Annotated in this window: 17 protein-coding genes; 7 read left to right on the top strand and 10 right to left on the bottom strand. The window is 69.3% G+C overall.

All coding sequences use genetic code 11. From position 1 onward, the window contains the following. Positions 1-52: 52 nt before the first annotated feature. Genes B5F84_RS06780 through B5F84_RS06790 form a run of 3 tightly spaced genes read right to left on the bottom strand, consistent with a single transcriptional unit; the run spans position 53 to position 2,358 of the window. Positions 53-814 carry an amino acid ABC transporter ATP-binding protein gene (locus tag B5F84_RS06780; RefSeq protein ID WP_087322114.1) on the bottom strand — a complete coding sequence of 254 codons (762 nt, stop codon included), beginning with the start codon at positions 812-814 and terminating at the stop codon, positions 53-55. Beyond that, positions 807-1,445: an amino acid ABC transporter permease gene (locus B5F84_RS06785; protein ID WP_087322161.1), complete on the bottom strand. Its 639-nt coding sequence runs from the start codon at positions 1,443-1,445 to the stop codon at positions 807-809. The genes B5F84_RS06780 and B5F84_RS06785 overlap by 8 nt, the downstream gene beginning before the upstream one ends. A 58-nt stretch (positions 1,446-1,503) precedes the next feature. Further along, positions 1,504-2,358, bottom strand: a complete 855-nt coding sequence (locus B5F84_RS06790; protein ID WP_087322116.1) for a transporter substrate-binding domain-containing protein — start codon at positions 2,356-2,358, stop codon at positions 1,504-1,506. Positions 2,359-2,688: 330 nt separating this feature from the next. Here B5F84_RS06790 and B5F84_RS06795 point away from each other — a divergent pair, with 330 nt between their 5' ends. Then, positions 2,689-3,261, top strand: a complete 573-nt coding sequence (locus tag B5F84_RS06795) for a manganese efflux pump MntP family protein (RefSeq protein WP_087322119.1) — start codon at positions 2,689-2,691, stop codon at positions 3,259-3,261. Between the two features lie 52 nt (positions 3,262-3,313). Here the strand turns inward: B5F84_RS06795 and yihA are convergent, their stop codons facing one another. From yihA to B5F84_RS06820, 5 genes are all read right to left on the bottom strand, one after another. Continuing rightward, a complete protein-coding gene (gene yihA, locus B5F84_RS06800) occupies positions 3,314-3,904 on the bottom strand; it encodes a ribosome biogenesis GTP-binding protein YihA/YsxC (protein ID WP_087322121.1) in 591 nt (196 codons plus the stop codon). Positions 3,905-4,146: 242 nt separating this feature from the next. Continuing rightward, positions 4,147-5,343, bottom strand: a complete 1,197-nt coding sequence (locus tag B5F84_RS06805) for an MFS transporter (RefSeq protein WP_087322123.1) — start codon at positions 5,341-5,343, stop codon at positions 4,147-4,149. Between the two features lie 121 nt (positions 5,344-5,464). Then, a complete protein-coding gene (locus tag B5F84_RS06810; RefSeq protein WP_158094506.1) occupies positions 5,465-6,706 on the bottom strand; it encodes an ATP-binding protein in 1,242 nt (413 codons plus the stop codon). 165 nt (positions 6,707-6,871) lie between these two features. Further along, the gene (locus tag B5F84_RS06815; RefSeq protein WP_087322127.1) at positions 6,872-8,989 is read right to left on the bottom strand and encodes a UvrD-helicase domain-containing protein; all 2,118 of its coding nucleotides are present in this window, start codon (positions 8,987-8,989) and stop codon (positions 6,872-6,874) included. A gap of 109 nt (positions 8,990-9,098) precedes the next feature. Then, complete coding sequence (locus B5F84_RS06820) at positions 9,099-11,711, bottom strand: DEAD/DEAH box helicase (RefSeq protein WP_087322129.1); 2,613 nt, start codon at positions 11,709-11,711, stop codon at positions 9,099-9,101. A gap of 340 nt (positions 11,712-12,051) precedes the next feature. Between B5F84_RS06820 and B5F84_RS06825 the strand changes: the two genes are divergently transcribed. Continuing rightward, the gene (locus tag B5F84_RS06825) at positions 12,052-12,567 is read left to right on the top strand and encodes a nitroreductase family protein (RefSeq protein ID WP_087322131.1); all 516 of its coding nucleotides are present in this window, start codon (positions 12,052-12,054) and stop codon (positions 12,565-12,567) included. A 129-nt stretch (positions 12,568-12,696) separates the two neighbouring features. Beyond that, positions 12,697-13,956: a polysaccharide deacetylase family protein gene (locus B5F84_RS06830; RefSeq protein WP_087322133.1), complete on the top strand. Its 1,260-nt coding sequence runs from the start codon at positions 12,697-12,699 to the stop codon at positions 13,954-13,956. 318 nt (positions 13,957-14,274) lie between these two features. Here the strand turns inward: B5F84_RS06830 and pyrE are convergent, their stop codons facing one another. After that, entirely contained in the window at positions 14,275-14,937 is a 663-nt protein-coding gene (gene pyrE / locus B5F84_RS06835; RefSeq protein ID WP_087322135.1) for an orotate phosphoribosyltransferase, read from the bottom strand. Between the two features lie 156 nt (positions 14,938-15,093). On the opposite strand from pyrE, the gene asnS reads away from it, so the two are divergent. Further along, a complete protein-coding gene (gene asnS, locus B5F84_RS06840) occupies positions 15,094-16,497 on the top strand; it encodes an asparagine--tRNA ligase (RefSeq protein WP_087322137.1) in 1,404 nt (467 codons plus the stop codon). A 121-nt stretch (positions 16,498-16,618) separates the two neighbouring features. Here asnS and B5F84_RS06845 read toward each other — a convergent pair whose 3' ends face one another. Next, positions 16,619-17,812, bottom strand: coding sequence for a Wadjet anti-phage system protein JetD domain-containing protein (locus tag B5F84_RS06845; RefSeq protein ID WP_087322139.1), 1,194 nt, complete (start codon positions 17,810-17,812; stop codon positions 16,619-16,621). Positions 17,813-17,956: 144 nt separating this feature from the next. Between B5F84_RS06845 and B5F84_RS06850 the strand changes: the two genes are divergently transcribed. The 3 genes from B5F84_RS06850 to B5F84_RS06860 all read left to right on the top strand — a co-directional run bounded on the left by B5F84_RS06850 (position 17,957) and on the right by B5F84_RS06860 (position 20,332). Further along, positions 17,957-18,475 (top strand): DUF5067 domain-containing protein, encoded by a 519-nt coding sequence (locus B5F84_RS06850; protein WP_087322141.1) that lies wholly within the window; start codon positions 17,957-17,959, stop codon positions 18,473-18,475. A gap of 54 nt (positions 18,476-18,529) precedes the next feature. Next, positions 18,530-18,949: a helix-turn-helix domain-containing protein gene (locus tag B5F84_RS06855; protein WP_087322143.1), complete on the top strand. Its 420-nt coding sequence runs from the start codon at positions 18,530-18,532 to the stop codon at positions 18,947-18,949. Between the two features lie 129 nt (positions 18,950-19,078). After that, complete coding sequence (locus B5F84_RS06860; RefSeq protein WP_087322145.1) at positions 19,079-20,332, top strand: serine/threonine-protein kinase; 1,254 nt, start codon at positions 19,079-19,081, stop codon at positions 20,330-20,332. Positions 20,333-20,337 lie beyond the last annotated feature (5 nt).

The following is a 20,337-nucleotide window of genomic DNA, read 5'->3' on the forward strand; positions in this document are numbered from 1 at the left end:
ACGGCAGGTCCGTGCAAAAGTGCCTGTCCCCCCTGCACGCCTCTGCACGCCCCTACGCTTCGCGCTGGCGGAGGAACGCACGGGTGCGCTCCTCGCGCGGGTGCTCCATGACCTGCTCGGCCGGCCCCTCCTCCACGATGACGCCGCCGTCCATGAAGACCACGCGGTCGGCGACCTCGCGCGCAAAGCCCATCTCGTGCGTGACGATGACCATGGTCATCCTCTCTGCCGCGAGGCCCTTGATGACGCGCAGGACCTCGGCCGTGAGCTCGGGGTCAAGGGCGCTCGTGGGCTCGTCAAAGTAGACGATCTTGGGGTGGAGCGCCAGCGCCCGCGCGATGCTCGCGCGCTGCTGCTGGCCGCCGGAGAGCTGGCAGGGGACCTTGTCCTCGCTCCCCGCGAGCCCCATCTTGGCGAGGAGCGCCCGGGCCTCGGCCTCCGCCTCGTCGCGCGGGCGGCCCTGCACCACCACCGGCGCGTCCATGACGTTTCTCAGGACCGAAAAGTGCGGGAAGAGGTTGTAGTTCTGGAACACCAGGCCAAAGCGCTGGCGGGCCTGCGCGAGCACGTTCTTCTCGCCATAGGACCCGCCCGAGGCCACGTTGAGCCCGCCGTAGGAGAGGCTGCCGTCGTCGAGCCGCTCGAGGAGCGTGAGGCAGCGCAGCAGCGTGGACTTGCCGCCGCCCGAGGGGCCGATCACGGCCACGACCTCGCCAGGCGCCACGGAGAGCGAGATGTCGCGCAGCACCGGGGTGTCGCCGAAGCTCTTCCGCGCGTGCTCGAGGGAGACGACGCTTTCGGTGCCGCTAGTCATGGTAGTAGCCCAGCTTTCTCTCGATGCGCCCGGCGACGAAGTCGATGAGCAGGTTGAAGACCCAGTAGAACGCGGCCGCGATGGCAAAGGGCAGCATGGAGACCTGGCTCGCCACGAGCTGCTTGGCCACGGTGAACATCTCGATGACGCCGATGGAGAAGGCGAGCGAGGTGTCCTTGACCAGCGTGATCACCTCGTTGGTCATGGAGGGCATGATGCGCTTGACCACCTGGGGCAGCACGATGCGGCAGAAGGTCTGCGTGCGGGAGTACCCCAGCACCTCGGCCGCCTCGTGCTGGCCGCGCGGGATGGACTGGATGCCCGAGCGGTAGATCTCCGCGAAGTAGGCGGCGTAGTTGACGATGAACGCCACGATCGTGGCCTGCCACTTGCTGTCCGTGGTGAGGCCGATGCCAAAGACGTAGTACGGCACGAAGTAGATGGCAAACATCTGCAGCATGAGCGGGGTGCCGCGCATGAGGGAGATGTAGAGCCGGGCGAGAAGGGCGAGCGGCCTGAACGAGCTCATGCGCGCAAAGGCGACGAGCATCCCCAGCGGAAGCGACCCCACGAGGGTGAGGAGGAAGATCTGAAGGCTCACGAGGAAGCCCTCGCCGAGCATCCCCGTCATGGTGAGCGTGTCCACACGGCTCCTTTCGGGTCCAAGAGCGCGCGGCCCCTTGGGGTCGCTACTCGAGGCACCAGTTCTCGTAGGAGATGCCCTGGTCCGCGTACTTCTCGCAGAGCTCCTGGACAAAGCCGTCCTCGTCCATGGCGCGCAGGGTCTCGGTGACCTTCTGGGCGGTGGCGTCGTCGCCCTTCTTGAAGCCCACGGCGTAGTGCTCCTCGGAGAGGGGCTCGTCGATCTGGACGTAGGCGTCGGGCTTGGCCGCGAGCTGGTACGCCGCGATGGAGAGGTCGCAGGCCACGGCGTCCACGGCGCCGGACTCGAGCTGCATGAAGGCGGTGTTGTAGTCGCCGATGGTCTCGAGGCTGCCGAAGGAGGCGGCAAGCTCCGCCTGCGCGGCGTCCTCTCCGGCGAGCACGTTGTAGGCGGCGGAGTCGACCTGCGTGATCACGGCCTTGCCGGCGAGGTCGTCGAGGCCCTTGATGTCGGAGTCGGCTCGCACGACGACAACCTGGGCGTTGAGCATGTAGGGCTCGGAGAAGGTGTAGTCGCCCTCGCGGCCCTCCATGGTGAATCCGTTCCAGATGCAGTTGATGGCGCCGCTGTCGAGCAGGGTGTCCTTGGCGTCCCAGTCCACGGGCTCGAGCTGGACCTCCCAGTCGTTGCGCGCCGCGACCTCCTGGGCGAGCTCGAGGTCAAAGCCGGTGTACTCGCCGTCGTCACCCACATAGCCGTAGGGCGGGTAGGCGGAGTCAAAGCCCACGATGAGCGTGCCGGTCTCCGCGGCGCCGGTCCCGGCCTCAGCGGCGGGCTCGGTGGCGTCGCTCGCGGCGGGGGCGCCGCCGCAGCCGGCGAGCGTGGTGGCGGCAAGTGCCGCCGCGGTGAGGGAGGAGAGGATGAAAGACCTTCTGTCCATGGGAGTTCCTTCCACGAGGTTCTTCTTGGCCGGCGCGGAGGTGCCGCCCGGGCGCTGGTACTTTATTGCGCTAAAGCGTGGTGACGAATATACGCTTTAGCATGATGGGGCGCAAGGAGGGGGAGGGCCGGTTTTCCGGCTCGAAACAGAGGGGCGCGGCTGTGGTATCATCCACACCCACGAGGGAGTAGTGGCACGCCGAGCGGGCGTGCGGCGCGTCAACATGCTGGCCCTGGGCCTGGCGCGCCTTAATCAACGAGACTCGCGGCACGGGGAGACCCGGTCGCGGGTCTTTTTTTTGCGCAGGACCGGCGCGGGAGAGGGGACGCTATGGGGATCGCGGAGCTGCTGCTCATTGCCGTGGGGCTGTCGATGGACGCGTTTGCCGTCTCGATCTGTCGGGGGCTCGGCATGCGCCGGCTCAACCTGCGCACGGCCGCGGTGCTCGCGCTTTTCCTGGGGGGCTTCCAGGGGCTCATGCCGCTTGCCGGCTGGGCGCTCGGCAGCCAGTTCATGGGGGTCATCGCGCCGGTCGACCATTGGGTGGCGTTTGCCCTGCTCGCGTTCATTGGCGGGAAGATGCTCTGGGAGGCGTTCCACGAGGAGGAGGGCTGTTGCGACTGCGAGGACACGAGCCACGTTGACCTGCGGGAGTTTCTCGTGCTGGCGGTGGCCACCTCGATCGACGCGCTGGCGGCGGGCATCTCGTTCGCGGCGCTCTCCGTGGACATCGTCCCCACGGTGACGCTCATCGGCGTCATCACGTTCTGCCTCTCGCTGGCGGGCGTGGCCGTGGGGCACTTCTTCGGCGCGCGCTACGAGAAGCCCGCGGGTGTCGTGGGCGGCGTCGTGCTGATCTTGATCGGCCTCAAGGTCCTTCTCGAGCACCTCGGCGTCCTGTAGGCCGGGGGGCGGTCCCCGATTCACATAACCGCGAGGATGGCTGGAGATGGGTCTACAGGCAGGCCTCGGCGATGCGGCGGCGCAGCTCGTCGATGCCCTGGCCGGTCTCCGAGGAGGTGGTCACGACCTGCTCGCGGTCGATGCCCAGCTGGCGCGCGATGGTCGCCGCCTGCTGGGCCTGCTTGGAGCGGCCGAGCTTGTCCGCCTTGGTGAGCGCCACCACAAAGGGGAGGCCGCTCTCGCGCAGGAATCCCACCATCTCGTGGTCCAGGCGCTGCGCGTCGTGGCGGATGTCGACAAGGGCGATCACGAGGTTGAAGCTGCGCTCCTGGGCAAAGTAGCCGGAGATGAGGTTGGCCCAGCGCTGCTTCTCCTTCTGGGAGACGCGCGCGAACCCGTATCCCGGCAGGTCCACGAAGCGGATGCCGTCCACCTCGAAGAAGTTGATGTTGGCCGTCTTGCCGGGCGTGGCGGAGACCTTGACGAGCCCCTTGCGGTTGAAGAGCTTGTTGAGCAGGGACGACTTGCCCACGTTGGAGCGGCCGGCAACCGCGACCTCGGGCGTGGTCGACTCGGGAAGCTGCGCCACGGTGCCGTACGACGCCTCGAAGCGAGCGGTCTGGTAGTTGATGCTGCCGGCCATGGGGGTCCTTTCTCGTCTGTTCCGCCCTCACATTGTACCGGCTGCGCGGCGGGGGCGGCGCGGCGCGGGCGGCGCGGGGCGGGGCGCCGGGCGCTACCATACAAAGTTGCCCGCAAAAAGCCGGTTTTTTCAGTTTCGAGCCCAAATATGTATGCTATTCCGCCGCGGATCGTCCTTCTCGCCCGTCGGGCACCGCGCCGGTGCGGCGGCAGGCTCCGGCGAGTTCCGCGACGGCTTCCCGCTCACCTCTGCCGCGACGCGAGGGCGCGGGAGCTCAGGACGGCCTGGGCGAGAAGGACCACCGCGGCGCACGCCCACAGCAGCGCGTAGCCGCCGGCCCCGATGGCGAGCTGCCCGAGGGTGGAGCCCACGCCGCCGCCCGCAAAGACGCCCAGCCCCACAAGTCCCGTGCAGAGGCCGGTTCGCGCGGGGTCCGCGTCCATGGAGAGCGAGACGAGGGTGGGCTGCACGAGGATGTAGCCGAGCCCGAGGCACGCCGCCGCCACGAGCGCGGGGACCCAGGACCCGGTGAGCGTGGAGACCCCGAGCGCCGCGATGGCAAGAAGCCCGGAGGCCTCGCCCACCTGGATCACGCGCGCAAGCCCGTGTGCGGCCCCGATGCGCCCGGAGATCGTCCCGCCCGCAAGGCAGGCCAGGCCGTAGAACATCATGAGCAGCCCGGCGGGCGTGGGCGCGAGCCCGCAGCGCTCGGAGAGGAACGTGCCCATGAACCCGTAGACGCCCAGAAAGACGATGCCCGTCGAGCAGGCCGTGAGAAAGACCGCGCGTCCGCGCCCAAAGAAGGTGCGCAGGGCCTGGGAGAGGAAGGCGCCCGCCGCGCCGAGCGGGGAGAGGCGCGCCTCGTCCGCGGCCGGGAGCTGCTCGACGACCCCGCGCAGGCGCAGCAGCCCGAGCCAGGCGAGAAGACCGAGCGCGCCGAAGGAGACAAACGCCATGCGCCACCCCACGAGGTCCGTGATGATGCCGCCGAGGCCCGCGGAGAGGCCCTGGCCCGTGAAGGTGATGCCCATGAGCAGGCTCACGGCGCCCGCGCGGCCCTCGGGTCCCATGACGTCGCCCACGAGGGCCTGCGAGACCGAGATGATCCCCGCGGCAAAGCAGCCGGTGAGGATGCGCGCGGCCACAAGCAGCTCGAGCGTGGGCGCGAGCGCGCAGACGACGGTGCTGACGGCAAGGCCGAGCACGATGACGCGCAGCAGCCTCTGTCGGCCCACGCGGTCGCCGAGCGCGCCGCAGACCGGCTGCAGCATGCCATAGGGGACGAGGTAGGCCGTCAGCACCACGGCGGCGACGGACGGCGCCACGGCGAGCGTCTGCGCGATCGCGGGGAGCGCCGGCGAGACGAACCAGTTGTCGGCGGCCGACACGAGACCGCAGAACCCCAGCGTGACGACGACCTTTCGCTGCTCTCTGTTCATGTGCGTGCCTTTCCTGCGGGGCCGAGCCCGGCAAGCGTGACGGGGTTGACGGGCGGACGGGGTAAGCTGCCATGGGGCTTTGGCTTCATGACAGTTTACCCCGCCATCTTTATGGGGCCTGTCAGGTCCTGAGGAGGGCGTCGACGAGCTCGTTGTCCTCCGGGTCCGGCGAGCCCAGCGGCAGGCCGCACGCCTCGAAGAAGTGGCTGCCGGCAAACTGGCGCGCCCGGAACGTGTCGTGCGCGCCGTCGTCGAGGTAGCGCACGCGGGAGAGGCAGTCGGTCGTGGCGCAGTAGAGCACGCCGTGCCGCTCGGCGTAGGAGAGGTAGACCGGGTCGTCCGACCACAGGGTAACGCCCGCCATGTTCTCCAGCTCGTAGGCCACGGCGTACTCGCGCCACCCAATGCCCCGGGCGCGCGCGTAGCGGTCGAGCAGCGACGCCATCCGCGTCACGCGGCCGAGGGTCGCGGGCGCGTCGATGAGCTGGGCGTCCGCGGCGGGCGGGAAGAGGGCGCGCGCGGCCAGGACGTCGATGGCGCGGGCCCGCTCGTCCCCGCCGAGCAGGACCGCGGGCACCGAGAGCTTCATCGACTCGTCAGGGAAGAGCTCGATCGCGGAGTGCGGGACCACCGTCTCGTCGCGTGCCGGGATGCGAAAGACGAGGCTGTCGTGCGCATGCTGGACGCGGCACTCGAGTCCCTGCTGGGTGAAGGCGGCGCCCATGGCGCGCGCGTGCTCGCCGTCGCGCTCGCGCGAGAAGGACTCTCCGGTCGTGCGCCCCATGCGGAAGAGGTAGAGGTTGAAGAGCGGCAGGTCCTCGCCGCCCATGGGGTAGTGGACGGTCCGCTTGCAGAACATCCGCACCTCGAGGCGGCGGCGCGTGGCCTTGTCGTAGAGGTCGACGAGCGCGGTGCCGGCGGCGGGCCCGGACGTGGAGCCCTCGCGGATCTCCACGATGCCGTCCGCCACGTAGGGCGGAAAGTCCCCCTCGAAGACCTGCACGAGGATGACGCCCTGTCCGGGCGCGGCGGGGTCCGGCACGAAGCGCGCGTCAAAGCGCGGGGCGGGGGAGACGTGGCGCCGGCAGAGCTCGCCGATCGTCTGGCTGACGTCGGCCTTGGGGCGCGGGACCGGGCAGACGTCCTTCTCGGCGTCGGACACGCCAATGACGAGCCAGCCGCCGCGCGAGTTGGCAAACGAGGCCACGATCTTGGGGACCTTGCGGCGCACGCTCGGCGAGAAGGACTGCTTGAACTCCAGGGCGAAGCCCTCCTCGTAGTCCGCGAGCTGCACGAGGTCGGCGTACTCCACGTCCGCGAGCGCCTTGGGCGCGCCCTGCCTATCGCGAAACGGGCTGAACATGGGGCCTCCAAGCGATGGCGGCGATCTGCCGATGAAGCCGGTCACCAGCAGCGTAGCACGTTCGAGCCGTGCAGCGGGGGCAGCCGTGCAATGGGGACAGTCACTTTTGCACGCTACATCGTAGCGTGCAAAAGTGACTGTCCCCATTGCACGGCTGCCCCACGGCTAGTTCAGCATCGGCGTGAGCGGCCCCTGGGCGAGCACGGTCACGCGGTGCATCGCGCGCGAGAGCGCGGTGTAGAGGCGCCGGCGCGCGAGCGGGGTGTCCGGGTAGACCTCGGCCTGCGCGTCGGGGATGATGACGTGGTCAAACTCGAGCCCCTTTGCCACGCGCAGGGAGAGCAGCACCACGCCCTCGCGCGGAAGCGCCGAGCTTTTGCCGAGCACCGTCACGCTGTCGCCGAGCTGCTTGGCAAGCCAGCTCACGCGCGCGTCGCTCTCCGCGACGACGGCCGTGAGGCCCTCGCCCGGGTCCGCCACGGCCTCGCGAAGGGCCGCGAGGTACGCGTCCTTCTCGTCAAACGCGCGGATCGTGGGCTCGATGCCGGCCCGCTGCACGGAGGTGAGGCGCAGTCGCTCGTCGCGCTCGAGCAGGCCGCAGAAGAGGGCCGTGATCTCCGGCGAGGAGCGGTAGCTCGTGAGCAGGCGGCACTCGTCCACGCTGCCGTGGCTCGCGCGGAAGATCTCGGCGATGCGGCCAAAGGAGGCCGTCCCCTCGAAGATGGCCTGGTGCTCGTCGCCCAGAAGCAGGAAGTGCGCGCGCGAGAAGAACCTCGCGAGCACCATGAGCTGCGCCTCGCTGTAGTCCTGCACCTCGTCGACCATGACGAAGCGGGCGCTCTTCTCGCCCGTGCCCGTGAAGAGCAGCCTGAGGTAGAGCCACTCCGTCGCCGAGAGGGCGTCCTGGCCGAGCAGCCGCATGCCGATGCGGTCGAAGCGCAGCCAGGCCAGCTGCTCGATGAGGTCGTGCGCGCCCGCGTAGCGCGCCTCGACGAGGCGCCGCGCGTACTCGGCGACCTCGTCCTCGCCCTCGGGGGAGATGGTCTCCCCGAAGATCTCGACCTGGCGCTCCACGTCCATGCCGAGCAGCTCCTCCTGAAGCTCGTCGCTGCGGGAGAGCTGGCCAAAGCGCCGCTCGAGGCGGTCGTGCAGCTCGTCTTTCACGAGGGCGGTGAAGCGCGGGCCGATGGGGAACTGCGCGAACTTCTGCACGGCCCCCTGGACCTGGCCGAGCTTGAGCAGGACGTCGTCGCCAAGGCGAATCTCGCGCAGGTCGTCCGGCTCGAGCTCCGTCTGCGCCACGGCCTCGCCCAGGCGGACGAGCGACGAGGGCGGCGTGGAGAGGCCCAGGTCGCGCCCGCCGGCGCCCTGCGCCTCGACGAACGCGCGCCAGGTGAAGGTCTTGGGGTTGGCCTCGCCCATGGAGGGCAGGACCGTGTCGATGTAGTGCTCGAAGACGTCGTTGGGCGTGAAGAGCCAGACCTGGTCGGGGGAGAGCGTCTTGCGCTCGCGGTAGAGCAGGTAGGCGATGCGCTGGAGCAGGACCGAGGTCTTCCCCGAGCCCGCGATGCCGTTGACAAGAAGGACGGGCACGTCCTCGTGGCGCACCACCTCGTTCTGCTCGCGCTGGATGGTGGCCGTGATGGCCTGGAGCTTCTCGGTGTGGTGGCGCTTGAGGGCGCCGAGCAAAAGCGAGTCCTCGATCGCGACCGTGGTGTCGAAGTACATGTTCAGCCGGTCGCGCACGATGTCGAACTGGCGGCGCAGCGTGAGGTTCACGGTGCGGGTCCTGCCGTCGACGTCGTAGGACGTGGGGCCCATCTGCTGGTTGTAGTAGGTCTCGGCGACGGGGGAGCGCCAGTCCACCACGAGCGGGCGGCTGCGCTCGTCGGTCATGCCCGCGGCGCCTATGTAGACGTCGCGTGGGGGGCGCCCCGGGCGCATCTCGAGCGTGACCTTGGCAAAGTAGGGCTGCCGCAGGAGCAGCAGGAGCCGGCGGAGCTTGTCCACGTTGAAGTCGTGGTACTGGTTGTAGGCGTCGATGACGGAGTTGAGCGTCTCGATGGCGGCGAGCGTCTCGATGGTCTCGTCCGCGCCGCCAAAGTCCAGGCGCACCTCCTCGCTCATGGCGATGAGGTCCTGTCTGGCGCCGGCGTGGTTGCTCTCCAGGTCCTCCGCGATGGCGTCGCGCATCTCGAGGAGCTTGGCGTAGAGCTCGGAGAGGTGGGCCTGCTCCTGCTGGAAGATGGGGTCGTCGTGCTGGGCGTTCGTCTGCTCCGGCATCGGTCTCCTCCCGCCGTTCGCGCAAGGTTACGAGCTATCCATACTACGCCATCACGGGGCCGGCGGGGCCGAAAAAGGGCCCGCCCCTGGGGGCCTGGGCCCTGGCCCGTCAGCCCTGCCGGTGGCCCATCCCCGGCTCGTCGTCCACAAAGCCGACGCGGTAGGACGAGAAGACCACGGCGCCCTCGTCCTGGGTGGCGTCGAGGTCGACGTCCGCCCAGATGCCAAAGTCGTGGTCGTCGTCGGAGTCGCGGAAGACCTGGTGCACGTGCCAGACGTGGGCGGACTTCTCGTCCTTCTCGTCTATCGAGAAGTACGCGGCGCTGCGGGCGTCCGCTCCCAGCCAGATCTCATCGTGCTCCTCGAAGAAGCGGTCGAGCGCGCGCTGCCAGACGGGCGCGCGCCAGCCCCACTCGGCGTCGAGCTTGCCGAGCTCGTCCACGCTCCCCGTCGCGGCCAGGCGCACGCGCAGGAAGAGCGCGTTGCGCACGAGCAGCGTGAGGCCGCGCCGGTCGCGCACGACCTCGTCCGCGGCGGGCGGCGCGGCGTCGAGCCCCTCCGAGGAGCCCTCGCCGGCGGCGGACCACTCGTCCACGAGCGAGGAGTCAACGGTGCGCACCACAAGGCCCAGCCAGGCGACGATGTCGCGCAGGCGCTCGTCTCGCTTGTCAACGGGCACGGTGCGGTCGAGGGCGCGGAACGCCTCGGAGAGGTAGCGCAGGAGCAGTCCCTCCGAGCGCGCGATGTTGTAGCGGCCCACGTACTCCTTGAAGTCGCTCGCGGTCTCCACCATGTCGCGTAGGACCGACTTGGGGGAGAGGGCAAAGTCGCTCGCCCAGGGGACCTTCTCGCAGTACTCGGCAAAGGCCGCGTCAAGCAGCTCCTCGAGGGGCTTGGGCCAGGTGACCTCCTGCAGGCGCTCCATGCGCTCGTCGTAGTCTATGCCCTCGGCCTTCATCTCGGACATCGCGCGGTCGCGCGCCACGCGCTGCTGGGCGCGCAGGATCTGCCACGGGTCCTCGAGCGTGGCCTCGGCCATGGAGATGACGTCGAGGGCGTAGGTCTCGGACTCCGGGTCAAGGAGCTCGAGCGCCGCTAGCAGGAACGGCGAGAGCGGCTGGTCGAGCGCAAAGTCGTCCGGGAGGTCCACGGTCGTGTGCCACTCGTCGCCGCTCGGGCCCTCCTCGCGGCAGACCACGCCCGCGTCGAGCAGCGTGGCAAAGATCTCGTCCGCGCGCGTGGCGAGCGCGGCCTTCTCGGCCTCGGGCTGGGCGGACTCCTCCACGAGCGCGTGCACGCGCGCCCAGGCGTCGCCGCCCTGCTCCACCTCGGCGAGCACCATCGAGTGCGTGACCTTCATGCGCGGGCGCAGCGGCTCCGGGGTGGCGGCAATGAGCCGCTCGAAGGTCTGCTTGTTCCAGCCCACAAAGCCCTCGGGCGGCTTCTTGGTTTTGATCTTGCGGGCCTTCTTGGGGTCGCCGCCCGCCTTGGCGAGGGCGCGCGCGTTCTCGATGTCGTACTCGGTGGCCTCGGCGATGACGTGGCCCTCGGTGTCAAAGCCGGCGCGCCCCGCCCGGCCCACGATCTGGTGGAACTCACGGGCGTTCAGGTGGCGCATCCGCCGCCCGTCGAACTTGGAGAGCGCGGTGAGCACGACGGTGTGAATGGGCACGTTGATGCCCACGCCCAGCGTGTCCGTGCCGCAGATGACGGGCAGGAGGCCCTGCTGCGCGAGCTTCTCCACCAGAAGCCGGTAGCGCGGCAGCATGCCGGCGTGGTGCACGCCCACGCCGCAGCCGAGCAGGCGCTGGAGCGTCTTGCCAAAGGTGGTGGTGAAGCGCGTCCCCTTGATGGCCTCCTTGATCGCCTCGCGCTGCTCCTTGGTGGAGACGCCGTAGCTGGCCAGGCTCTGCGCGCTCGCGAGGGCCGCGTCCTGCGAGAAGTGCACCACGTAGATCGGCGCCTCGCCCGCGCGCAGGGCGAGCTCGACCGTGCCCTCGAGCGCCGTGTCCACGAACTCGTAGGAGAGCGGCACCGGGCGCGGTGCGTCGGCGATCGTGTCCACCGTGCGGCCGCCCGTGTGGCGGGAGAGCGACTCTGCGATGGCGGTGGTGTCGCCGAGCGTGGCGCTCATGAGGAGGAACTGCGCGCGCGGCAGCGCGAGCAGCGGCACCTGCCACGCCCAGCCGCGGTCGGGGTCCGCGTAGAAGTGGAACTCGTCCATGGCCACGCAGCCCACGTCGGCGCCCGCCCCCTCGCGCAGCGCCTCGTTGGCAAGGATCTCCGCCGTGCAGCAGATGATGGGGGCGCTCGCGTTGATGGAGGCGTCGCCGGTGATCATGCCCACGTTCTCGCGGCCAAAGAGCTCCACGAGGTCAAAGAACTTCTCGCTCACCAGCGCCTTGATCGGTGCGGTGTAGTAGGCGCGCCGGTCCGTGCAGACGCTCATGAAGCACATGCCCAGGGCCACCATCGACTTGCCCGAGCCCGTGGGCGTGCCCAGGATGAGGTGGTCGCCGGCGGCAAGGGACAGCAGCGCCTCCTCCTGGTGCGGCCAGAGCTCGATCCCGCGCGACTCCACCCAGCCGAGGAAGAGGTCGAGCGCCTCCTCGGCGGCGATGTTGGGGTAGGTCTCGTCGTCCGGCCAGGGGATGAGGCGGCCGAGCGAGCCGGGTGCGTTGGGTCCCTCGTCGACGGCGGCGGTGACGGTCTGATCGGACATGGGCCCTCCTCGGGAAGGGGTCGCGTGCGGGCCCTCCATTCTAGCGCGGTCCGGCTGGGCGGCGCGTCCTGCAGAACGTGCCGGAAAACGTGCGGCTTGCGACAGGTTGGCCGCGGGCCTTTCCGGGGCCGTACTCTGTTGCCAGCAAGGGGCTCCTCGCGCCGCATGCCGCCCCCAACGGCCGTGCCCTCCTCCCTCCTTTCCCGGTCCCGGCCGGGCGCGAAGCCCCCTCCCCGAGGCGGCCCGGTGACCCCGGGTCGCCCCTGCCGCCTGCGGGCGCGCCGGCGCCGCCGCGTCGCGCGCCCGGTATACTCGAGCCAGGACCAGGAAGGGAGACCCTATGACCGATTTCCTGCAGCTTGCGCACGACCGCTACTCCTGCCGTGCCTTCTCCGAGCGACCCGTCGAGCGTGAGAAGATCGACGCGCTCCTCGAGGCCGCCGTCGCCGCCCCCACGGCCGTGGACCGGCAGCCCTGGCACGCCTGGGTCGTGGAGACGCCCGAGGCCGTCGCGCGCCTTGCGGCCTGCACCCGGTTTCACTTTGACGCCCGCGTGATCGTCATGCTGGGGGCCGACCCCGCGCGCTCCTGGGTGCGCAAGTACGACGGGCGCGCCTTTGCCGACGTCGACGCCTCCATCGCGGGGACCCACCTCATGCTTGCGGCGCACGACCTTGGCCTTGGGACCACGTGGGTCGGCCACTTTGACGTCAACGCCGTTCGGGAGGCCTTCCCCGAGACCGAGGGCTACGACCTCATAGCGCTCTTCCCGCTGGGCTATCCCGCCGAGGGGGACGCCCCTTCGCCCAAGCACCTCGAGCGTCTGCCGGTCTCGGAGCTCGTGGACTGGGTCTAGGCTGTTTCGAGGAGCTTTCCCGGAGGTTGAGTGACGGAGCCGTCACGGACATTGCCCGGTCCGGCTGATAGGCTTGAGGGGAGCGCCCCCGGCGCCATATCTGACCCCAGCGTCCGAACGGATGTCACCATGGACAGGAACGCAACCTCCCGGCACTTTGCCACCCCGCACCCCGAGCGCCCGCGTCGCCGCGGGCGCGCCTCCACCGTCGTGGGCCTGCTCGTCGTCGCCGCGATCGTGGGCGGCGGCGTGTGGCTGTGGTTCAACCGCAGCGTCAGCGTGAGCCTCAACGGCTCGCGCGCCGACGTGAAGATCGACTCGACCCTCACGGACATCATCGCCGCCAAGGGGCTCGGCCCCAAGCCGGGCAACCTCGTCTCGGTGGGCGGAAACGTTCTCGAGGAGGGCGGCGGCACGGCGTTCACGGCCACCGTCAACGGCCGGGAGCTTGACGGCGCGGGCACGGAGTCCTTCCGCGCGCGCGGTGACGAGCAGATCGTCATCGGCGACGGCGAGGACGTGACCGAGCCCTCCCGCGAGGAGGAGCGCGAGGTCCAGCCCCAGCTCGAGCCGCCCGCGGGCGTGGGGTCGGTCACCTTTGTGGCGCAGTACGGCAGGGTCGGCCGCCAGGTCTTTCGCATTGGCGAGGTCTCGGGCGAGGAGGTTGCCGGCGAGGTCCTCCAGGAGGCCCAGAACGTGAGGATCGAGAGCATCAACCCCAAGCCGAGCGACGGCCGCAAGCTCATCGCCCTCACCTTTGACGACGGCCCGAGCTCGTACACCCAGCGCTACCTTGACATCCTCAGCAAGTACGGCGTGCACGCGACGTTTTTCTGCCTCGGCTCTGCCGCGGCGGCAAACCCGGGCCTCGTCCAGGCCATCGTGGCCCAGGGCTCGCAGGTCGCCTCGCACACCCAGAACCACCAGCAGCTCACGGCCGTGGACGCGGCCACGCTCCAGACGGAGATCACAGAGGCGTTCGAGGCCATCTCAACGGCGGGCGGCGGCACCACCACGGTGATCAGGCCCCCCTACGGCTCGTTCAACACCGAGTCCTGGGCCAACTCGGCCGGCACCCTCTCCTCGTCCGTGATCTGGAACCTCGACAGCCTCGACTGGAAGCGCCCCGGCGCGGACACCATCGTGCACAACTGCACGAGCGGGGCCTTCAACGGCAGCATCATCCTCATGCACGATGGTGGCGGCAACCGTGACCAGGACCTCGAGGCCCTGCCCAAGATCATCGAGCAGCTCCAGGGCGAGGGCTACCAGTTTGTCACGGTGTCCGAGCTCATGGCGTCCGACGAGCGCATTCCGCCCGAGGTCGCCGCCGGCACCGCCACGATCCCCGAGGGCTTCGTCTGGGCGTCCACCGTCGCGGGCGCCTAGGGCCCAGCGCCCGCTGGCGCCCCCTGTCGGGGCCGCCAGCCTGCCTGCCGGCAGGCGCCCTGCGGCTCTGGGGGTGCTCGGCGACCCCCCTTGCGAGTGTTGGGTACTTTTTTGCGGCCTTAGCGAGTACCCAACATTTTTCGCTCGGAAAGCCGCAGGTAGAAAAATGGCACTGCAGAGGCAGTACTTGAGCAGGCCCGAAAAAAGTGCCCAACACTTGCGGGAGGGGGCGCCAGGGCCGCGCCCCATCAGAAAATGAGGCGCCCCGCCGGCCTGCGCGGCCGGTAGGGCGCCCTGGCGTTGGCCCTCCCGTGAGCGCTACCTGACGCCGTACTGCTCGTAGTAGGCGTCAATGGCGGCCTTGAGCTCGGGCGTGATGACGGTGCCGTCCAGCGCCTCGACCACGTCGGCCATGCTGACGATGCTCGCCACGGGGAAGCCGTACCTCTCCTGGATCTCCTGCTGGGCGGTCACCTTGCCGCCCTTGCCGACCTCCATGCGGTTCAGCGAGACGATGAGGCCCTTGACCTCCACGTTGGCCGCGCCCGTCACCTTGGGGTAGGTCTCGTCGATGGACTTGCCGGAGGTGGTGACGTCCTCGATCATGACCACGCGGTCGCCGTCGGCGAGCGCGGCGCCGAGGAAGCCGCCCTTGTCCGCGCCGTGATCTTTCTCCTCCTTGCGGTCGGAGCAGTAGCGGACCTCCTTGCCAAAGAGCTCGTGGAGCGCCATGGCGGTCGTGACGGCCAGGGGGATGCCCTTGTAGGCCGGCCCGAAGAGCACGTCGAAGTCCAGGCCAAAGTTGTCGTTGATGGCGCGGGCGTAGTACTCGCCCAGGCGCTTGAGCTGGGGACCCGTCACGTAGGCGCCGGCGTTCATGAAGAACGGGGACTTGCGGCCGCTCTTGAGCGTGAAGTCGCCGAACTTGAGGACGTTCGACTCGACCATGAACTCGATGAACTCGCGCTTGTAGGCTTCCATGGGGCTCCTTCCGAGGGCGATGTGCGTCTGAGATGATTCTAGCCGACTGCGCTCGCGCGCACGCCAGAGTTCGTGCGAGGGCGCGGCCGTTGCGGTAGAGTTAGACCGGCAAAAGACCGCGAGAGGAATGCTCCCTCGCAACGCAAAGGAGAAGACGTGGAACGCACCCATATCTCTCGGCTCTTCGCGGACATGGACGAGCTCGGTGGCACCACCGTCACGGTGGCCGGCTGGGTCCGCTCGGTCCGCGACATGAAGAACTTCGGCTTCGTCATGCTGAACGACGGCTCCTGCTTCAAGGACCTGCAGGTTGTCATGAAGCGCGACGAGCTCGCCAACTACGACGAGGTCGCGGCGGCGGGCGTGGGCGCCTCTCTCGTGGTCACGGGCACGCTTGCGCTCACGCCCGAGCGCCCGCAGCCCTTCGAGCTCCAGGCGGCCGAGATTCGCGTGGAGGGCGCCTCCGCGCCGGACTACCCCATGCAGAAGAAGCGCCAGACTCGCGAGTTCCTGCGCACCCAGCAGCACCTCCGCAGCCGCACCAACCTCTTCCGCGCGGTCTTCCGCGTGCGCTCCGTGGCGGCCTACGCCATCCACCGCTTCTTCCAGGAGCGGGGCTTCGTCTACGTGAACACCCCGATCATCACCACCTCCGACGCCGAGGGCGCGGGCGAGATGTTCCGCGTGACCACGCTCGACGTGGAGAACCCCCCGCGCACCGAGAGCGGTGCCGTCGACTGGTCCCAGGACTTCTTCGGCTGCTCCGCCAACCTCACCGTCTCCGGCCAGCTCCAGGCTGAGAACTTTGCGCTCGCCTTTGGCGACGTCTACACCTTTGGCCCCACCTTCCGCGCCGAGAACTCCAACACGCGCCGTCACGCGGCCGAGTTCTGGATGGTGGAGCCGGAGATGGCCTTCTGCGACCTCGCCGGTGACATGGACTGCGCCGAGGCCATGCTCAAGTACGTGATCACCTATGTGATGGAGCACTGCCCGGACGAGATGGAGTTCTTCAACAAGTTCGTGGGCAAGGGCCTCGTCGAGCGCCTCACGCATGTGGCCACCTCGGACTTTGTGCGCGTGAGCTACACCGAGGCGATTGAGGTCCTGAAGGCCGCGCAGGCCGCGGGCCACGTCTTCGAGTATCCGGTGGACTGGGGCTCGGACCTCCAGACCGAGCACGAGCGCTACCTCACCGAGGAGCACTTCCGCCGCCCGACCTTCGTGACGGACTACCCGGCCGCGATCAAGGCCTTCTACATGCGCCTGAACGACGACGGCAAGACCGTGGCCGCCGTGGACTGCCTCGTGCCCGGCATCGGCGAGATCGTGGGCGGCTCCCAGCGCGAGGAGCGCCTGGACGTGCTCGAGCGCCGCATCGCGGAGCTCGGCATGGAGCCCGAGCAGTACAAGTACTACCTTGACCTGCGCCGCTATGGCGGCTGCCAGCACGCGGGCTTTGGCCTGGGCTTCGAGCGCATGGTGATGTACCTCACCGGCGTGGACAACATCCGCGACGTCATCCCGCACCCGCGCACCGTGGGCAACGCCGACTTCTAGCGACCCGGCGGGACCCCCAGGCCAGATAACGGGCAAGGGGCGACGGGGCGGGCTGTCATGTGCCACTCTGGTTCATGGGGCCCGCCCCGTCGACCTTGTCGGTCCCGATGGGCCGTGGCGCTCAGAGGTCGTGGACGGTGAGGATCTCCTGGGGGATGAGGCGGGCCGCGTCAAGCACGGCGCGCAGGTAGTCCCTCTCGCGCTCCTTGAGGTGGGGCTCCAGGAGCTCAAGGCCGCGGACGGGCACGTCCCGCTGGTCGGTCATCTCGTTCTCCAGCGGGTCGGGGAAGCGCCGCATCGCACGCTTGAGCATGAGCCGATAGGCGGCCACGAACGGGGTCACCTCGAAGCGGCCCTCCGCCATGACCGAGAGCCGGTCCAGGATGGCGAGGCCCGCGCGGTCGAGGTCGCCCCAGTAGAGCACACTCGTCTCCTCGGCCCCGAGCGAGTCGATGAGGTCGGGCAGCTTGTGGGGGTCGTCCACGATGTAGCCGTTGCCAAAGACGACGCCGTGCACGCGCTCGCCGAAGAGGCGCTTGCGCCCCTCGAGGAACAGGGCCGCGCGCATGTTGACCCATGGGTCGAGGTTCTCCGAGACCACGATGCGCATGTGCCGGTGATGGCGGGGGATGTGGTGGAGGAGCTCGAGCCTGACCGGCGGGCGCGTGCTGAGCGCGTCGGAGAGCCCCATGAGGTGCAGGAGCTTGCGGCCGTCGGAGTCGGGCGAGAGGAACTTCTCGTCACCGAAGAGCTGGTAGGAGAGCTCGCGCAGGCTGAGGGTGCCGTCGCCCACGGCCGAGCCGCCCGCGAGCGCGCCGTCGAGGGCGGTGAGCTCGCGCTCGTATCGGAGGAAGGCGTCCGGGGTGCTGAGCAGCCAGCCGTTGATCCAGAGGCGCGGGTCGAGGTCGATGATCCGGCGACGGACGTCGTTCAGCTCGGGAGTCTGCTTGCGGACGGTGTCGAGCGAGGCGAGCGTGCGGGCGTCGCGCCGGGCGAGCGGCCGGGCGCTCGCCGCGGGGGTCTCCTCCTCGGGGCCCTCGGGGACGGTCGGGTTGACGCTCAGGGCGTAGCCCCCGTCGGGGACGGGCGTGAGGACCCCGAGGTCGACGAGGGCGCGACGGGTCTCGTCCCCTGCGTCGTACTTCCTGAGCACGGCGTCGACGTCCTTCTCGCTGAGGGGGCTCTTGCGGAGGCGGACGAGCCTGCTGGCGATGCCGCCCGAGACGCTGCGCTGCGCGGCGGGCAGGCGGCGGCCGAGCACCTTGGCGAGCGAGAGGACCGCGGCGTGCTCCTGCTCGGTGAGTTTCTGAGCCATGGTTGCCTTTCTGTGGGGGATGTCCCTCACAGGATACCGCGCCCGGGGCTCGGGGAGGGGGTATTAGCTGGGAGCTAATGAAAGGGCCTGGGGGGAGTTGATAGGCTGCTCTCGTTGGGCTTCAAACGAGAGATTGGATGAAAAATGAAGAAGTCGATCATGGTCGGGCGCCGTGCGCTTGTCGTGCTCGCCGTTGCCGCCGCGGCCCTGACGCCGATGACGCTCGTGGGGTGCGGGAGCTCGTCTGCCGACGACGCGGCTGCCGAGCAGGCGGGGCAGGCCGAGCCGGAGGCCACGCAGGCCGAGCCGGAGGCCGTGCAGTCCGAGTATGCGGTGAGCATCGACGGCACCACGCTCACGACGGACTACCAGGGCGCCCCTGCCGTGATCGTGGACTACACCTTCACCAACAACTCGGAGAAGGCGACGTCGTTTGCGGTGGCGTGCTCGCCCAAGGTGTTCCAGAACGGCGTCCAGCTTGAGACAGCCATCACCACCGACGACCTGGGCAACGGCTACATGGCCGAGATCAAGCCCGGCGCCTCCACCACGGCGCGGCTCGCCTATAGCCTGAGCGACGAGTCCGACATCACCGTCGAGGTCGAGGAGCTCTTCTCGCTTGACGACGCGCTGCTCGCCGAGGCCACCTTCTCCGTTGCGTAGCGGAGCGCCCCGAGCGGTAGGATTGAGTCGGAGCCCAGAGGGAAGGGAAGGCACATGGGCGAGCCGCTGACCGAGGAGCTGCTTGACGAGCTCCTCTCAACGTCGAGCATCGACGACTACCTGGAGGCGCATGACCCCCACAGCCCCTCGCTCGCGGAGTACCTTCGGCAGCTGCTGGCCGAGAAGGGTCTCGAGCGCTCGCGCGTGGTGAGGATGGCCAACCTCAACGACACGTTCGGCTACCAGATCTTCCAGGGCACGCGCCGCCCGAGCAGGGACAAGATTCTCCAGATAGCGTTTGCGATGGCGCTCTCGCTGCGCGAGACCAACCGCGCGCTCACGGCGGGCGGGGCAAGCGAGCTGTACTGCAAGGACCGGCGTGACGCGATCATCATCTTCTGCCTGGACCGCGGCTGCTCGCTCCAGAAGGTCAACGAGGAGCTCTACCGATTCGGGGAGCAGACCATCTGTTAGAAAACTGTTGTGAAAAGCGCCCAACACTCGCGCGTTTTTGTGTGTTTTGCCAGTTGGCGGATGCACGACATGCGAGTGTTGGGCACTTTTTTGCGGGTCCGTCGAGTAGCTCTTTGCTAGGATGAGCGCATGGAGGATGAGCTCTCAAACTATCTGAGCGCGCTCGAGCGCGCGTCGTGCTATCGGGTGGACGCAACCCTCAAGGAGGGGCGCCTGGAGACCACCGAGCGCGTCTTCTTTGTGGGGGAGAACGGTGCCGAGCTGGGCCCCTTTGTGCGCAAGCTCATCGCGACCGAGGCCGGGATCGGCGGGGCCTACCAGGAGCTGTTCGAAGCGCAGCGCCGCGGGGTCCGCCTGCCGCACCTCCCGCGCCTGCTCGAGTGCTCCCGGCAGGGAGACCGGCTCGTCGTGGTGATGGAGCACGTCGGGGGAGAGACGCTCGAGACGGCCGTGCGGGGCCTGTGCTCGCCCGCGGCGCGCCTGGACCTGGTGCGCCGCGCGTTTCCCGAGCTCTGCGATGCCGTGTGCGAGCTCCACGAGCGCCTGTCCCCGCCCATCATCCACCGCGACCTCAAGCCGGGCAACGTGATGGTGGGGCCCTCGGGCGTCACCCTCATTGACCTGGGCATCGCGCGGACGTACAAGGAGGGGGCCCAGCAGGACACCGCGCACTTTGGCACGCGCGCCTACGCCCCGCCCGAGCAGTTTGGGTTTGGGCAGACCGGCGTGACGAGCGACGTCTACGCCCTGGGGATGCTGCTCTTCTTCTGCCTGACGGGGCGGGAGCCGACGGCGCGCGACCGCGAGGAGGGCTTTGCGGGCACCGGCGTGCCCGAGCCGCTCCGCGCGGTCATGGCGCGCGCGACGAGGCTCGACCCCGCCGAGCGCTTCCCCTCGGTGCGGGAGCTTGGGGCGGCGCTTCTCGAGGCGCTCGCGCAGGTTCCGTGCGAGCGACCCGCCCCGCCCGTCCCGCCCGTGCTCGAGTGGCCGCGCGAGCCGCGAGCCGCCCGCGCCCGGCTGGGCGGAGTGCGGCGCGCCGTCTCCGTGCTGCTCGGCCGCGTGCCGGGGTGGGTCGGGGTGGTCTGGAACGCGGTTGTGCTGCTTGTCGGGGCGCTGCTCGTTGCCGGCTGCCTATGGGCGGTGGCCAACCCGACGCCGGAGAACGCCCGGTGGCCTACGTGGTACCTTGCCTTCTCCTACCTCGGATTTCTGGCCCCGGTGTTTCTCGTTGGCGTCTTCCTGCTGCTCGACCGAAGGCCGCTCCGTCGGCGCGTCCCCGCGCTCGCGGGGGTCACCGTGGCACGCGAGACGGGCGTGGGGCTGCGCGTCATGCTCGGCCTGCTTGCGCTCTGGGCGTGCGTTTCTGTGGTCGCGCTGGCGTAAGGGGC

Origin of the sequence: Olsenella sp. An290, from assembly GCF_002159535.1 — a bacterium.
Classification (GTDB): Bacteria; Actinomycetota; Coriobacteriia; order Coriobacteriales; family Atopobiaceae; genus Thermophilibacter.